Origin of the sequence: Streptomyces sp. NBC_00252 (assembly GCF_036187565.1) — a bacterium.
In the GTDB taxonomy this organism is placed as follows: Bacteria; Actinomycetota; Actinomycetes; order Streptomycetales; family Streptomycetaceae; genus Streptomyces.
This window is the reverse complement of the sequence record NZ_CP108087.1, coordinates 2,074,074-2,088,177: the sequence shown is the minus strand read 5'-3', so window position 1 is coordinate 2,088,177 and position 14,104 is coordinate 2,074,074. Positions and strand designations below refer to the sequence as shown.

The 14,104-nt window shown below is 73.1% G+C and carries 13 protein-coding genes; 9 read left to right on the top strand and 4 right to left on the bottom strand.

Annotated features, from left to right (window positions below; all coding sequences use genetic code 11):
• Positions 1-108 precede the first annotated feature (108 nt).
• Positions 109-2,070: a DUF5107 domain-containing protein gene (locus OHT77_RS09055; RefSeq protein ID WP_328827595.1), complete on the top strand. Its 1,962-nt coding sequence runs from the start codon at positions 109-111 to the stop codon at positions 2,068-2,070.
• A gap of 21 nt (positions 2,071-2,091) precedes the next feature.
• On the opposite strand, the gene OHT77_RS09050 is transcribed toward OHT77_RS09055, so the two are convergent.
• Positions 2,092-2,439, bottom strand: coding sequence for a VOC family protein (locus OHT77_RS09050; RefSeq protein ID WP_328827594.1), 348 nt, complete (start codon positions 2,437-2,439; stop codon positions 2,092-2,094).
• Positions 2,440-2,580: 141 nt separating this feature from the next.
• Here OHT77_RS09050 and OHT77_RS09045 point away from each other — a divergent pair, with 141 nt between their 5' ends.
• Positions 2,581-4,428, top strand: coding sequence for a transketolase (locus OHT77_RS09045; RefSeq protein WP_328827592.1), 1,848 nt, complete (start codon positions 2,581-2,583; stop codon positions 4,426-4,428).
• A gap of 87 nt (positions 4,429-4,515) precedes the next feature.
• Here the strand turns inward: OHT77_RS09045 and OHT77_RS09040 are convergent, their stop codons facing one another.
• The 3 genes from OHT77_RS09040 to OHT77_RS09030 form a co-directional block, all read right to left on the bottom strand.
• Positions 4,516-4,686: a hydrophobic protein gene (locus OHT77_RS09040; protein ID WP_328827591.1), complete on the bottom strand. Its 171-nt coding sequence runs from the start codon at positions 4,684-4,686 to the stop codon at positions 4,516-4,518.
• 43 nt (positions 4,687-4,729) lie between these two features.
• On the bottom strand, positions 4,730-5,551 hold the full coding sequence (locus OHT77_RS09035; RefSeq protein WP_328827590.1) for a methyltransferase domain-containing protein: 822 nt from the start codon (positions 5,549-5,551) through the stop codon (positions 4,730-4,732).
• Between the two features lie 78 nt (positions 5,552-5,629).
• On the bottom strand, positions 5,630-7,147 hold the full coding sequence (locus tag OHT77_RS09030; protein WP_328827589.1) for a bifunctional phosphatase PAP2/diacylglycerol kinase family protein: 1,518 nt from the start codon (positions 7,145-7,147) through the stop codon (positions 5,630-5,632).
• Positions 7,148-7,304: 157 nt separating this feature from the next.
• On the opposite strand from OHT77_RS09030, the gene OHT77_RS09025 reads away from it, so the two are divergent.
• The 7 genes from OHT77_RS09025 to OHT77_RS08995 all read left to right on the top strand — a co-directional run bounded on the left by OHT77_RS09025 (position 7,305) and on the right by OHT77_RS08995 (position 14,072).
• Positions 7,305-7,976: a histidine phosphatase family protein gene (locus OHT77_RS09025; RefSeq protein ID WP_328827587.1), complete on the top strand. Its 672-nt coding sequence runs from the start codon at positions 7,305-7,307 to the stop codon at positions 7,974-7,976.
• Positions 7,977-8,041: 65 nt separating this feature from the next.
• Positions 8,042-9,661 (top strand): ABC-F family ATP-binding cassette domain-containing protein, encoded by a 1,620-nt coding sequence (locus OHT77_RS09020; RefSeq protein ID WP_328827586.1) that lies wholly within the window; start codon positions 8,042-8,044, stop codon positions 9,659-9,661.
• A gap of 111 nt (positions 9,662-9,772) precedes the next feature.
• Positions 9,773-9,994, top strand: coding sequence for a DUF6158 family protein (locus OHT77_RS09015; RefSeq protein ID WP_328827585.1), 222 nt, complete (start codon positions 9,773-9,775; stop codon positions 9,992-9,994).
• A 129-nt stretch (positions 9,995-10,123) separates the two neighbouring features.
• Positions 10,124-10,927, top strand: a complete 804-nt coding sequence (locus OHT77_RS09010) for an RNA polymerase sigma factor SigF (protein ID WP_328827584.1) — start codon at positions 10,124-10,126, stop codon at positions 10,925-10,927.
• 207 nt (positions 10,928-11,134) lie between these two features.
• Entirely contained in the window at positions 11,135-11,722 is a 588-nt protein-coding gene (locus OHT77_RS09005; RefSeq protein WP_328827583.1) for a hypothetical protein, read from the top strand.
• A 53-nt stretch (positions 11,723-11,775) separates the two neighbouring features.
• On the top strand, positions 11,776-13,023 hold the full coding sequence (locus tag OHT77_RS09000) for an aminotransferase class I/II-fold pyridoxal phosphate-dependent enzyme (RefSeq protein ID WP_328827580.1): 1,248 nt from the start codon (positions 11,776-11,778) through the stop codon (positions 13,021-13,023).
• On the top strand, positions 13,020-14,072 hold the full coding sequence (locus OHT77_RS08995; protein ID WP_328827579.1) for an MBL fold metallo-hydrolase: 1,053 nt from the start codon (positions 13,020-13,022) through the stop codon (positions 14,070-14,072). The genes OHT77_RS09000 and OHT77_RS08995 overlap by 4 nt, the downstream gene beginning before the upstream one ends.
• Positions 14,073-14,104: the final 32 nt, after the last annotated feature.

Genomic DNA, 14,104 nt, shown 5'->3' with positions numbered 1-14,104 from the left:
GACTCTACGTCGACCGGGACGAACCGCACCGGGAATTTCCGGGCGCCCCCGTCTTTGCGGAATCCTGACTGGCAATGCCCCTGGCCACCGCACCCGTTGCCGGGTTCCATGGTGATCGTGACGACGATCCGACGTGAGGTACTGACGCTGCCCGCCGCGGAGTTGGGCCCCGACAACCCGCTGCCCCCACTGCGTCCGCTCGACGAGGCACACCGCATAGACGACCGGGACCGCGAGGAACTGCCCCGCGACATGGCCCGCCAGGTCGGCTACGAACCGCTCCGCAGCCTGCTGCCCACCCGCGTCCGGGACGGCTACGACAGAGACCGCGCACCCCGCCGCGTCGACGCCCTCGTGATCGAGAACGACCGGCTGCGCGCCACCGTGCTCCCCGCCCTCGGCGGCCGTGTCGCCTCCCTCGTCCACAAGCCCACGAACCGTGAACTCCTGTACCGCAACCCGGTGTTGCAGCCCGCCAACTTCGCCCTCAACGGCGCCTGGTTCTCCGGCGGCATCGAGTGGAACATCGGCGCCACCGGCCACACCACCCTCTCCTGCGCCCCCGTGCACGCGGCCCGCGTCCCCGCCCCCGACGGCGGCGAGATGCTCCGCCTCTGGGAGTGGGAACGCCTCCGCGACCTCCCCTTCCAGGTCGACCTCTGGCTCCCGGACGGCTCCGACTTCCTCTACGTCGGCGTCCGCGTCCGCAACCCGCACGAGCGGCCCGCGCCCGCCTACTGGTGGTCCAACATCGCCGTGCCGGAGGAACGCCGGGTCCTCGCACCGGCCTCGGAGGCCTGGCACTTCGGGTACGAGCGGCGACTGCGCAGGGTGCCCGTCCCGTCGTACGACGGAGTGGACCGGTCGTACCCCCTCAACAGCCCTTACGCCGCCGACTACTTCTACGAGGTCGAGGACGGGCGGCGGCGCTGGATCGCCGCGCTCGACGCGGACGGGCACGGCCTGGTGCAGACGTCCACCGACGTGCTGCGCGGGCGCAAACTGTTCGTGTGGGGCACCGGCAGCGGCGGCCGGCGCTGGCAGGAGTGGCTCACCGAACCGGGCACCGGCGGCTACTGCGAGATCCAAGCGGGCCTGGCCCGCACCCAGTTGGAGCATGTCCGCCTGGACCCGGAGAGCGAGGTGTCCTGGCTGGAGGCGTACGGCCCGCTCGACGCCGAGGCGGACGGGGAATGGTCCGCCGTGGTGGAGGGCGCGGAAGCGCGGCTCGAAGCCGTGCTGCCGCGCGCCGACGTCGACGCCGCCTACACCGCGTGGAAGCCGTACGCCGACACCGAACCCGGCGCGCTCCTCGCCACCGGCTCCGGCTGGGGCGCGCTCGAAGTCCTGCGCGCCGACTGGAAGTTGCCCGGCACGCCCTTCGACGAGAGCACGCTCGGCGAGGACCAGGCGCCCTGGGCCGAACTGCTGCGCAGCGGGGTGCTGCCCGAGCCGCGCCGGGTCCGCCCGCCCGGCGAGACGCTCGTCGCCTCGCACTGGCGGGACATGCTGGAGACCGCGCCCGCGACCCCGCTCACCGAGTACCACCTCGGCATCGCGCAGTGGCATGCAGGCGATCGGGCTCAGGCGGTGCGGAGTTGGGAGCGGGCCCTCGAACTCGCCCCGTCGCTCTGGCCGTTGCTGCGCTGTCTCGCCGTGGCCGATCAGGAGGCGGGCAACCACGAGCGGGCCGCCGACCGGTACAACGAGGCCTTCGCCGACCTGTGCCACGAGCGGCGGGACGCGGGGGAGCGGTGGACCGCCGCGACGGCCGCGCTCGGGCGGGAGGCCGTCGAGGCGCTGCTGCGGGTGCGGCGGACGGCGGACGCGCGCGCCGTGTGGGAGATGCTGCACCCCGGCACTCGTGAACGCGGCCGATTCCTGCTGCTCCAGGCGGAGTTGCTGCTCGCCGAAGGCCGGCGCGACGACGCGTGGGCCGTCTTCGCCGAGGGCTTCGAGGTCGCCGACCTGCGCGAGGGCGCCGAGTCGATCGGCCGGCTGTGGTCCCGGCTCACCGACGAACCACTGCCGGCGCGCTACGACTTCAGGATGCGGCCGGACACGCCCTGAGGCGCCACGTGGACCGGCCGGTCAGCCCCGCCGGTCCACGTACTCGTAGACCATCCCGTCCGGATGCATCGCGATGAGGTTGCGGCCCGCCGGGGACGCGATGGGGCCCGCGACGATGTGGGCGCCCAGCTCGGTCAGGACCGCCTGGGTCTCGTCGACGTCCTTGACGGCGATGGTGGCGGCGACCTTGCGCAACACCTCCAGCTCCGTGGGCGGTCCGCTCATCAGCAGGAAACAGCCGACCGCGGCCACCGACACCCCACCGCGCTCGAAGCGGAGCGCGGTGCCACCCGCGAGCCGTTCGTAGAAGGGGACGGCGGTCTCCAGGTCGTCGACGCAGATACGCAGCGTGGCTCCCAGAATCTCCATACGGACGAGCCTAGTTGGGGAGAGCGGGCGGTGGTGATCCTTTCGGGCGATCCCGGTGGGCGTTCGGCACGTGTTGTTTGGGCCGCTTGATCAGGGGGACGCGGAATGCCCCGCATGACCACCCCCCCCAGAAGGAGTCCCATGGACACCGGTGAACTCGTCGAACTCGGACAGCAACTGCGCGTGGACAGTGTGCGGGCCGCCGACGCTGCGGGCTCCGGACACCCCACTTCCTCCATGTCCGCCGCCGACCTGATGGCCGTCCTGCTCGCCCACCACCTCCACTACGACTTCGACCGCCCCACCGACCCCGGCAACGACCGTTTCGTCCTGTCCAAGGGACACGCCTCGCCCCTGCTCTACTCCGCCTACAAGGCCGCGGGAGCCGTCGACGACGCCGAGCTGCTCACCTTCCGCATGCTGGACAGCCGTCTCGAAGGGCATCCCACCCCGCAGCGGCTCCCGTGGGTCGAGACCGCCACCGGCTCGCTCGGCCAGGGCCTGCCGGTCGGGGTCGGCATCGCCCTGTCCGGCATGCGGCTCGAGCGCGCTGGCTACCGCGTATGGGTGCTGTGCGGGGACAGCGAGCTGGCCGAAGGCTCGGTGTGGGAGGCCGCCGAGCACGCGGCGTACGAACACCTCGACAACCTCACCCTGATCGTCGACGTCAACCGGCTCGGCCAGCGCGGACCCACCCGGCACGGGCACGACCTCGACGCGTACGCCCGCCGGTTCCGGGCCTTCGGCTGGCACACGGTCGAGATCGACGGCCACGACGTGGACGCGATCGACCGCGCCTACGGCGAGGCCGCGTCCACCGGCGGCCGGCCGACCGTGGTCCTCGCCCGCACCCTCAAGGGCAAGGGCGTCACCTCCGTCCAGGACCGCGAGGGCCTGCACGGCAAACCCCTGCCCGACGCGGCCGCGGCCATCGCCGAACTCGGCGGCGTACGCGACCTCCGCGTCCACGTCCAGGCACCCCCGGCGGCCATCGCACCGCACTCCGTGCGCGCCGACCACCTGGAACTCCCGCGCTACGAACCGGGCGACGACGTCCCCACCCGCGACGCCTTCGGCCAGGCCCTCGCCGCCCTCGGCTCCGCGCGCGGGGACGTCGTGGCGCTCGACGGGGAGGTCGGGGACTCCACGCGCGCCGAGTTCTTCGCCAAGGAACACCCCGACCGGTACTTCGAGTGCTACATCGCCGAGCAGCAACTCGTCGGCGCGGCCGTGGGGTTGGCGGCGCGCGGCTGGGTGCCGTACGCCTCCACGTTCGCGGCGTTCCTCACGCGCGCCTACGACTTCATCCGCATGGCCGCCGTCAGCGGCGCGGGGATCAACCTCGTCGGCTCGCACGCCGGGGTGTCCATCGGGCAGGACGGCCCCTCGCAGATGGGGCTGGAGGACCTGGCGATGATGCGGGCGGTGCACGGCTCGACCGTGCTGTACCCGTGCGACGCCCACCAGACCGCACGGCTGGTCGCCACGATGGCCGGCCTCGACGGCGTGCGCTATCTGCGGACCTCGCGCGGCGACGCCCCGGTCGTCTACGGCGCCGACGACGAGTTCCCGGTCGGCGGCAGCAAGGTGCTGCGGTTCTCCAGCCGGGACCGGCTGACCGTCGTGGCCGCCGGGGTGACCGTGCAGGAGGCGCTGGCCGCCGCCGACACGCTGGACCGCGAGGGCATCCAGGTGCGGGTGATCGACCTGTACTCGGTCAAGCCCGTCGACGTCGAGACCCTGAGGCAGGCTGCCGAGGACACCGGCTGTCTGCTCACCGTCGAGGACCACCACCCCGAGGGCGGTCTCGGGGACGCGGTCCTGGACGCCTTCCTCGACGGCCGGCCGGTGCCGCGTCTGGTCCGGCTCGCCGTGCGCACCATGCCCGGCTCGGCGAGTCCGGCCGAGCAGCTGCACGCGGCCGGGATCGACGCGGAGTCGATCGCCGTTGCCGCGCGGCTGCTGGTGGAGACGGCCGTCGTGCGCTGAACGGCCGCCGCATGCCAAGAGCCCGTGTCACCCCGATTGCTCGGGGTGACACGGGCTCGATGTCTGTGGGGGTGGGGGGACGCGCCGCTACCAGCGGTACCAGCGACCCCTGCCGCCGCCGGCCGTGGTGCCGCGCACCAGGAAGCCGAGCAGCCATACGGCGAGGACGATCAGCGCCACCCACCAGAGGATCTTCACGGCGAATCCGGCACCGAACAGGACCAGTGCCAGCAGCAGGACGATCAGGATCGGAACCATAGTGTGTTACCTCCTGACGCCCGCATGCCCCCGATCCCGCGGCTCAGACGTCCTTGCGGGCCAGGATCTCCCCGTGCAGCACGGCGAACCAGCCGTCGTCCCGCTTGCCCCACTCCCGCCACGCCTCGGCCACGGCCTCCAGCTCCCCGGTGGTCGCGTGGCCGCCCTCGGTGGCGACCCCGGCGTACGAGGAGGCGACGGTGCGGTCCGCCCACAGGCCGCTCCACCAGGCCCGCTCGTCCGGAGTCTGGAACGTCCAGGTGCTCGACGTGGCCGTGACGTCCGTCAGCCCCGCCTGCTGTGCCCACGACTTGAGACGGCGTCCCGCGTCCGGCTCGCCGCCGTTGGCGCGGGCCACCCGGCGGTACAGGTCCAGCCAGCCGTCCAGCCCCGGCACCTCCGGGTACCAGGTCATCGCCGCGTAGTCCGCGTCCCGGGCGGCGATGAAGCCGCCGGGCTTGGTGACCCGCTTCATCTCCCTCAGCGCCTGCACCGGGTCGCCCACGTGCTGGAGCACCTGATGGGCGTGGACCACACAGAACGTGTCGTCCGGATAGTCCAGCGCGTGGACGTCGGCGACCGCGAAGTCCACGTTGTCCAGGCCGCGTTGGGCCGCCGTCGCGCGGGCCTGGTCCAGGATGCCCGGCGCGTGGTCGACCCCGGTGACATGCCCGTCCGGGACCAGTGCCGCCAGGTCCGCGGTGATGGTGCCCGGGCCGCAGCCGATGTCCAGGATCCGCATGTGCGGCTTGAGCGAACCGAGCAGGTAGGCCGCGGAGTTGGCGGCGGTCCTCTGGGTGTGCGAACGCAGTACGGACTCGTGGTGCCCGTGCGTGTAGACAGCGGTCTCCTGCGGCTTCGGCATGGCTCTACCTACCCCTTCGCGGCGGCTTCTTCGTAGTCCTGAAGGTACGCGCGCATGCCGAATGATGAGACCCACGTTTTACGATATGGACTGACGAGTGATCAGGGACTCCGTCAGCGGGCGGTACACCGTCAGCGCCTCGGGCTGCTCCTCCAGCGTCAAGTCCCCTTCCACGTCGGTGACTTCACCGTCGAAGGCGAGCAGCGTGCCCGAGGTCAGGCCGCTCAGGCGCAGACGGTGCACCTGGGCCGCCGCGTGGGCCGGGGAGCGGGTGAACGGGCCCGTGACCGCCGCCGCCAGCAGCCGTAGCGCGGGCCTGCGGCCGCCGTGCACGATCCGGATGTCGAGACGCCCGTCCGCCAGGTCGACGCGGCGGCCGGAGGCGATCCCCATCCGGTGGTAGGTGCCGTTCCCGGCGAACAGCAGCCACAACGGCCGGGTGCGGCCGTTCACCTCGGCCTCCAGCGGATGCCGGTCGGCGCGCAGCACCCGCAGGGCCGCCAGCACCCCCGCCGACCAGCCGCCGATCCGGGGCGCCCAGTGCTCCCGCTCCCGCACCAGCTCCGGATAGACGCCCAGGCTCAGGGTGTTGAGGAAGATGCCCCGGGTGGCCCCGGACCTGAACCGGCCGACGTCCACGCGGACGGCGTCGCCCTGCTTGACCGCCCTGCTCAGATCGCGCGGACCCTCCACCCCGAGGTCGTACGCGAAGTGGTTGAGGGTGCCGCCCGGGAGGACGGCGAGGGGCAGGCCGTGGCGCAGGGCGACCGCCGCCCCCGCGTTCACCGAGCCGTCGCCGCCGCACACCCCGAGCACCCGGGCGCGGGCCGCCGCCTTCTCCAACTCGACGTGGAGGTCCGCCGGTTCACAGACGACGACCTCCGCGCCCGGCAGGAAGTCCGTCAGCGCGTCCGCCCGGTCCGAGGTGCCCGACGCCGCGTTGACCACCATGACCAGACCCTCGCCGTCCGGCAGCGCGGGGACCTCGGCGCGGGCCCGGGCCGGCGGCACGATCCGCCCCCGCGTCGGCACCATGCCGCGCACCGCGAAGGCCGCGCACGCGCCCAGCGCGGCACCCGCCACCACATCGCTCGGGAAGTGGACACCGGTGTAGACCCGGGACGCCGCGACCGACACCGCGATCGGCGCCACCACCGCGCCCCACGCCGGGGACTCCAGGGCCACACCGGTCGCGAAGGCCGCCGCCGACGCCGCGTGACCGGACGGGAACGAGGTGGTGATCGGCTGCCGCTTCAGCTGCCGGCTCAACGGGACCGGGTCAAGGGCGGGCCGGTGACGGCGCACGGTCCGCTTGCCGACCGTGTTGATCGCGAAGGACGCCAGGGACAGCGAGGCGATGCCCCGGGCGGCGGCCCGGCGGGCCCGCGGCGTCCGGCTCGCGGCCACCGCGGCGGCCGTCGCGAACCACAGCACGCCGTGATTGGCACTGCGACTCAGCCGCGGCAGCACGGGCTGGGCCGCGGGCCACTTCCGCTCCGCCGCCGCCTCGAAGAGCCGGCTGTCCAGGGAGAGCAGCCAGTCGCGCAGGGCGTGGCGGCCGGGCAGGGGGACCGTGAGGTCGACGTCAGGGCTCATGCCCTGCCGGGTACCCTGAAATGGCCGTTTGCCGCCCGGCGGACCCGCTCCACCGGCGGCTGACCCCTCGGCTCCGGCCGTCGGCGGACCGTTCCCACCGTCGACCGGCCGTTTCGTTCCGACCTCCCGGCGGACCGTTTCATCGGAGGACCCCCGCATGCGCCTGATCCTCATCCGCCACGGCCAGACCACGGCCAACGTGGCCTTCCGCCTCGACACGGCCATACCCGGCGCCGAGCTGACCGACCTCGGCCGCCGCCAGGCCGCCGCGCTCCCCGAGGCCCTCGCCGACGAGGACATCGAGGCCCTCTACGCCTCCACCCTGGTCCGCACCCAGCACACCGCCGCCCCGCTGGCCGCAGCCCGCGGCCTCGACGTACGCATCCGGGACGGCATCCGCGAGCTGACCGCGGGCGACCTGGAGATGCTCCCCGGCGACCAGGAACCCGGCCACGAGTACATGCGGATCGTCTTCGCGTGGGCCGCCGGCGACACGGAGCTGCGGATGCCGGGCGGCGAGAGCGGAGCCGAGGCCCTCGCCCGCTACGACGCCGTGGTCGCGGAGGCCGTCGACAGCGGCGCCCGCACGGTCGCCATGGTCAGCCACGGCGCCGCGATCCGGATGTGGACCTCCGCCCGCGCGGGCAACGTCGACGTGGACTTCGCCGCCGCCCGCCCCCTCGACAACACCGGCATCGTCATCCTGGAGGGCTCCCCGGCCGACGGCTGGAAGGCGCTGTCCTGGGAGGGCGCCCTGGTGGAGACGGCGGCACCGGACACGGACGGCGGCCCGGCGGGCCAGCCGCTCGACGAGGACCAGAAGCCCTAGCGAGGCCCTGACGGGCACAATAAGCGTTTGCCCGGCCGCGAGGCCGCCCCACAGAATGCGTGGTCATGGGACATCTGGAAGCCGCACACCTCGAGTACTACCTCCCCGACGGGAGGCCGCTCCTCGGCGATGTGTCCTTCCGGGTCGGCGAAGGCTCCGTGGTCGCCCTGGTCGGGCCCAACGGCGCCGGCAAGACGACCCTGCTGCGGCTGATCTCAGGCGAGCTGAAACCGCACGGCGGCACGGTCACCGTGAGCGGCGGCCTCGGCGTGATGCGCCAGTTCGTGGGCTCCGTACGCGACGAGACGACCGTACGCGACCTGCTCGTGTCGGTCGCCCCGCCGCGCATCCGCGAGGTCGCGGCCGAGGTCGACAAGGCCGAGCACGGCATCATGACCGTCGACGACGAGGCGGCCCAACTCGCCTACGCCCAGGCCCTGTCGGACTGGGCCGAGGTGCACGGCTACGAGTTCGAGACCCTGTGGGACATGTGCACCATGGCCGCGCTCGGAGTGCCGTACGACAAGGCGCAGTTCCGGCAGGTGAGCACGCTCTCCGGCGGTGAGCAGAAGCGGCTCGTGCTGGAGGCACTGCTGCGCGGCAGCGAAGAGGTCCTGCTGCTCGACGAGCCGGACAACTACCTCGACGTACCCGGCAAGCGATGGCTGGAGGAGCGCCTCAAGGAGACCCGCAAGACGGTCCTGTTCGTCTCCCACGACCGTGAACTCCTCGCCCGCGCCGCCGAGAAGATCGTCTCCGTGGAGCCCTCACCGACCGGCGCCGACGCCTGGGTGCACGGCGGCGGCTTCGCCACGTACCACGAGGCCCGGCGTGAACGCTTCGCCCGCTTCGAGGAGTTGCGCCGCCGCTGGGACGAGAAGCACGCCCAGCTGAAGAAGCTCGTCCTGAACCTCCGTCAGGCGGCCTCCATCAGCCACGAGTTGGCGTCCCGCTACGCCGCCGCCCAGACCCGCCTGCGCAAGTTCGAGGAGGCGGGCCCGCCGCCCGAGCCGCCGCGCGAGCAGGACATCACCATGCGCATCAAGGGCGGCCGCACCGGCGTAAGGGCCGTCACCTGCAAGGGACTTGAGCTCACCGGCCTGATGAAGCCCTTCGACCTGGAGGTCTTCTACGGCGAACGCGTCGCCGTCCTCGGCTCGAACGGCTCGGGCAAGTCCCACTTCCTGCGCCTCCTCGCCGGCGAGGACGTGAAGCACACGGGGGAGTGGAAGCTCGGCGCGCGCGTCGTGCCCGGCCACTTCGCGCAGACCCACGCCCACCCCGAGCTCCAGGGCCGCACCCTCCTCGACATCCTGTGGAAGGAGCACGCGCAGGCCCAGGGCCCCGCGATGTCCCGGCTGCGGCGCTACGAGCTGACCGGCCAGGCCGAGCAGAGCTTCGACCGGCTCTCCGGCGGCCAGCAGGCCCGCTTCCAGATCCTGCTGCTGGAACTCCAGGGCGTCACGGCCCTCCTCCTCGACGAGCCGACCGACAACCTCGACCTCGAGTCCGCCGAGGCCCTGCAGGAAGGGCTGGAGGCGTTCGACGGGACCGTGCTGTCCGTCACGCACGACCGCTGGTTCGCCCGCGCCTTCGACCGCTACCTGGTCTTCGGCAGCGACGGCAAGGTCCGCGAGACGACCGAGCCCGTGTGGGACGAGCGGCGGGTGGAGCGCGCGCGGTAGGCCGTGCCCGCCGGGCGCCCGCCACCTTGGTACAGAGGCCGCGGGGCCGGAATGCCGGAATGTTCGTAGAGTGGGTCCAAGGACCGTGAGACTCGACGAGCGGGGCACACCATGACCGGAGTCGACCCTGCGCGCCTGGACGATTCCCAGCTCATGAAGGAGCTGGAGACCATCCACCGCACGCGCCACGACACCCTGCTGTACGGCTCGAACGACGCGCTGCGCGCCCACAACGACCGTATGGCCGGACTGGAGGGCGAGTACCTGCGCCGCCATCCGCGTCGCCTCGTCGCCCACGGCCGGACCCGGGAGGGGGCGCGCGAGCGCGACTGAGGGATGACCGGGGGAGTGTTTGCCCCCAGGGGTCGGGGGCACGCGAACTCCCAGCGCTGGACCGCACACGCGATCCCACCGACGGTGACCGTCCAACCCGGAGCATGCTCAAGGGAGTTGTGACGCACCATGCCCACTCGGTCTGCCCGCACGAGCATCAAACGCCCCGCGCACCGCGACGCCCCGGACACCGCGGAGGCCTTCCGCACGCTCGCCGCGCTGCCGCCCGGCCCGCAGCACGACACCGTCCGCGAACGCATCGTCGAGGACTGGCTCCCCATGGCCGACCGGCTCGCGGGACGGTTCCGCAACCGGGGCGAGAACACCGAGGACCTGCGTCAGGTCGCCGCCCTCGGTCTGGTCAAGGCCGTCGACCGGTACGACCCCGAGCGGGGCAGCGCGTTCGAGAGCTACGCGGTGCCCACGATCACCGGGGAGATCAAGCGGCACTTCCGGGACCACCTGTGGACGCTGCACGTGCCTCGGCGGGTGCAGGATCTGCGGAACCGGGTGCGGGTCGCCGGCCTTGAGCTGGCCCACACGACGCCGGGGCGGCGGCCCACCGTGGGCGAGATCGCCGGGCACGCGTGTCTCTCCGAGGAGGAAGTGCGGGTGGGGCTCGAGGCGTTGGAGAGCTTCCGCGCGCTGTCGTTGGACGCGGTGGCCTCCGGCGGTTCTGACGGGTTCTCGCTCGGGGACGTTCTCGGCGGTGTTGATCCGGCGCTGGATGTCGTCGTCGACCGGGAGGCGGTGCGGCCCCGGCTGGCCGCGTTGCCCGAGCGGGATCGCGAGATCTTGTACCTGCGGTTCTTCGCGGACATGACGCAGAGCCGGATCGCCGAGCGGTTCGGGATATCGCAGATGCATGTGTCCCGGTTGATCAGCCGGTGCTGTCGGCGGATTCGGGAGCAGGTGCTGGAGGGGGCGGCCTAGTCGCGGGGTGCGGGCCGCCGTGGCTCGCCGCGCCCGCGCGGCGGAGCCGCACATCGATACGGCCCCGCGCCCCTGAAAGCCCCGGCCGGCCCGAATTTCACTCGCTCGGCCCCTCGCGTCCCGCTAATGGGGCTTGGCCGCGCGCGGTGGTGAACAGTCCGGGCTTCGATGGTGTTGCCGTCGTCCTCGGTCTAAGGAGACCCGCTCATGCGTCGCACCGCCCTTGCTCTGGCCGTCGTCGGCCTTGTCGGCGCCGCCGGGCCCGCCGTGGCCGCCGATCCGGGGGCCGAGGTCAGTCCGAGCAGTGTGCGGGCGGGCGGGAGTGTCACCGTCTCCGTCACGTGCGAGGGGCTCGGGGGGACCGTGGCCGAGACCATCGACGCGACGTCCCAGGGGTTCGACGACGGGACCGTGCAGCTGCAGCGTGTGCCCGGCAACGACGACCGGGCGGCCGCAACCGCCTACCGGGGCACCGCGCGGATCTCCACGGACGGGGTCGAGCGGGACTCCGCGTGGACCGTGGACGGGACCTGTCCGGCACCGCCCGGGGGACAGGGCAGGCCCTGGAGCGCGACCTTCAGCATCGAGCGCGGGGGCGGACGGCCGCCGTGCCAGGAGCCCCGGGGCGAGGCCTGCGGCGGTGACGTGCCCGCCGCGGTGCAGCGCGGGGTGCAGGCGGGGGAGGGCGGTACCTTCACCGACTCCGTTCCGGCTCTGGTCGCCGGTGGTGTACTGATCGCGGCTGCCTTCGGAGGGGCCGTGTACCGGCTGCGCAGGCGGACGCCGGGCCACTGAGGGCGCGACCGGGACACGGCACGGCACTGCACGAGGGACTGCGCGGAGGCACCATGCGGCAGGCGGACGCGGTAGGCCAGGGGCCTGTGCGCTACGGCCCCGTGTTTCCCGACGACGGCCTGCCCGTACTGCCCGAACTGGCCGATGTGCTCGCCGCCGCCGCGTCCCGCACCGAGGAACAGCCCGTCGGCGGCGCCCCCGCCCTGCTCGACGCGGCGAGCGGCTACTTCGAACGCCGGGGCCTGCCCGCCGACCTCGCCCGCGTGGCCGCGGCCCCGGGCGCCCCCGCACTGCTGGTCGCGCTGACCGCCGCGCTCGGCGGTGATGTCCTGGTGCCCAGACCCTGCGCCGCCTGGTGGGCGCCGTACGCCCGCCTGTTGGGCAGATCCGTGTTCCATGTGGGCACCCCGGCCGAGTGCGGCGGGGTGCCCGATCCGTACGCCCTGCTGGAGACCGTGCGCCGGGTCCGGGACGAGGGCGGCGACCCGCGGCTGCTCGTCCTCTCGGTGGCCGACGACCCGACCGCGACCGTGGCGCCGCCTGAGGTCATGCACGAGACCGTCGAGGCCGCCGCCGCCGAAGGCCTGCACCTGGTCAGCGACGAGACCTGGCGCGACACCGCGCACGCACCTCAGGGCACCATGCTGCTCAGCCCCGCCGAGATGCTGCCCGACCGGGTCACCGTCGTCACCGACCTGGCCGGCGCGCTCCTCCCGTCCGGCTGGCCCGCCGCCGTCGCCCGCTTCCCCGCAGGACGCGCGGGACAGGCCCTCCGCGCGCGCGTGCTCGACGTCCTCACCGCCCTCGGCGCCCGCGTCGCCGCCCCGGTCGCCGCCGCGGCAGGCCACGCCCTCGGCGAACCCCCGCCCGTCCTCGACCGCCGCGACACCGCCGTACGCCTCCATGCGCGCGTGGCCGCCGCCGCGCACGCCGCCGTCACCGGGGCGGGCGCCTTCTCCCGGCCGCCGCAGGCGGGACGTCATCTCTACGTCGATCTCGGTCCGTTGCGCCACGCCCTCACCCCGCAGGGCGTGGGCGACGCGCAGGACCTGGAGGAGTTCCTCACCGCCCGCCTCGGCATGCCCGCACCCGGCGGCCACCGGTTCGGCGACGACCTCGGCGCGCTGCGGGTACGGCTGTCCACCGGGCCACTGCTGGGCCGTACGGACGCGGAACGCGCGGAATGTCTCACGTCACCCTTGCCGTTGGAACTGCCACACGTGCAACGCGCGTTGATGTCCTTGAGGTCGATCTTCGACGATCTCCGCGACGACGCTCAGCGATGGGAGCCTCCTCGATGACGCAGCAGTCCGAGTCGACCACCAGCGGTACGACCACACGGCAACCCGCAGACCCGACGCCCCCGTTGATCCCCTCGTCCCCGCCCCTCGCCGAAACCCGCCCGCTCGGCGAGCGCCGCGTCTGGCCCCGCGCCTTCCACGACCGGCTCACCGCCCCGCTCCCCGGCCTCAAGGCCTTCGCCCGCTTCGCCCGCGAGGGCTCCGTGCGCCCCCGCCCCGAGGGCCTCGCCGACATCCCCCAACTCCCGTTCGCCCCCGAGCCGTTGCCCCAGGTGGACGCCCTGACCGTCGCCGTCACCTGGGCGGGCCACGCCAGTTGGGTGATCCAGCTCGGCGGCCTGACGATCCTCACCGACCCCGTCTGGTCCCGCCGTATCCTCGGCACCCCGGCCCGGATCACCCCCGTGGGCGTCGCCTGGGAAGCACTCCCGCCCATCGACGCTGTCGTCATCAGCCACAACCACTACGACCACCTCGACGCCCCCACCCTGCGCCGACTCCCGCGCCACACCCCGGTGTTCGCCCCCGCGGGCCTCGGCAACTGGTTCAGACGCCGCAGATTCACCCACGTCACCGAGCTCGACTGGTGGGAAGCGGCCCAACTCGACGGCGTCCGCCTCGACTTCGTCCCCGCCCACCACTGGTCCAAGCGCAGCCTCACCGACACCTGCCGCTCCCTGTGGGGCGGTTGGGTCCTGACCGCCCCCGACGGCCAACGCGTCTACTTCGCCGGCGACACAGGCTACGGCCACTGGTTCACCCGAATCGGCCATCGCTACCCGGGAATCGACCTGGCCCTCCTCCCCATCGGCGCCTACGATCCCCGCTGGTGGCTGAGCGATGTCCACTGCGACCCCGAGGAAGCGGTCCAGGCCGCACAGGACCTGGGCGCGAAGCGAATGGCCCCCATGCACTGGGGCACCTTCGTCCTCTCGGCGGAACCGGTCCTGGAACCCCTGACGCGAGTCACCGCAGCATGGGAAAAAGCGGAGCTGGCCCGAGAAGACCTGTGGGACCTGGCGGTGGGAGCCTCAAGAGTGCTGGAGTAAATGCCCTTCTTCAGGGGCGCGGGGCTGTGTCG

Coding starts and splice junctions, on each gene's coding strand:
- OHT77_RS09055 (WP_328827595.1), top strand. CDS start 109: ATGGTGATCGTGACGACGATCCGACGTGAGGTACTGACGCTGCCCGCC.
- OHT77_RS09050 (WP_328827594.1), bottom strand. CDS start 2,439: ATGGAGATTCTGGGAGCCACGCTGCGTATCTGCGTCGACGACCTGGAG.
- OHT77_RS09045 (WP_328827592.1), top strand. CDS start 2,581: ATGGACACCGGTGAACTCGTCGAACTCGGACAGCAACTGCGCGTGGAC.
- OHT77_RS09040 (WP_328827591.1), bottom strand. CDS start 4,686: ATGGTTCCGATCCTGATCGTCCTGCTGCTGGCACTGGTCCTGTTCGGT.
- OHT77_RS09035 (WP_328827590.1), bottom strand. CDS start 5,551: ATGCCGAAGCCGCAGGAGACCGCTGTCTACACGCACGGGCACCACGAG.
- OHT77_RS09030 (WP_328827589.1), bottom strand. CDS start 7,147: ATGAGCCCTGACGTCGACCTCACGGTCCCCCTGCCCGGCCGCCACGCC.
- OHT77_RS09025 (WP_328827587.1), top strand. CDS start 7,305: ATGCGCCTGATCCTCATCCGCCACGGCCAGACCACGGCCAACGTGGCC.
- OHT77_RS09020 (WP_328827586.1), top strand. CDS start 8,042: ATGGGACATCTGGAAGCCGCACACCTCGAGTACTACCTCCCCGACGGG.
- OHT77_RS09015 (WP_328827585.1), top strand. CDS start 9,773: ATGACCGGAGTCGACCCTGCGCGCCTGGACGATTCCCAGCTCATGAAG.
- OHT77_RS09010 (WP_328827584.1), top strand. CDS start 10,124: ATGCCCACTCGGTCTGCCCGCACGAGCATCAAACGCCCCGCGCACCGC.
- OHT77_RS09005 (WP_328827583.1), top strand. CDS start 11,135: ATGCGTCGCACCGCCCTTGCTCTGGCCGTCGTCGGCCTTGTCGGCGCC.
- OHT77_RS09000 (WP_328827580.1), top strand. CDS start 11,776: ATGCGGCAGGCGGACGCGGTAGGCCAGGGGCCTGTGCGCTACGGCCCC.
- OHT77_RS08995 (WP_328827579.1), top strand. CDS start 13,020: ATGACGCAGCAGTCCGAGTCGACCACCAGCGGTACGACCACACGGCAA.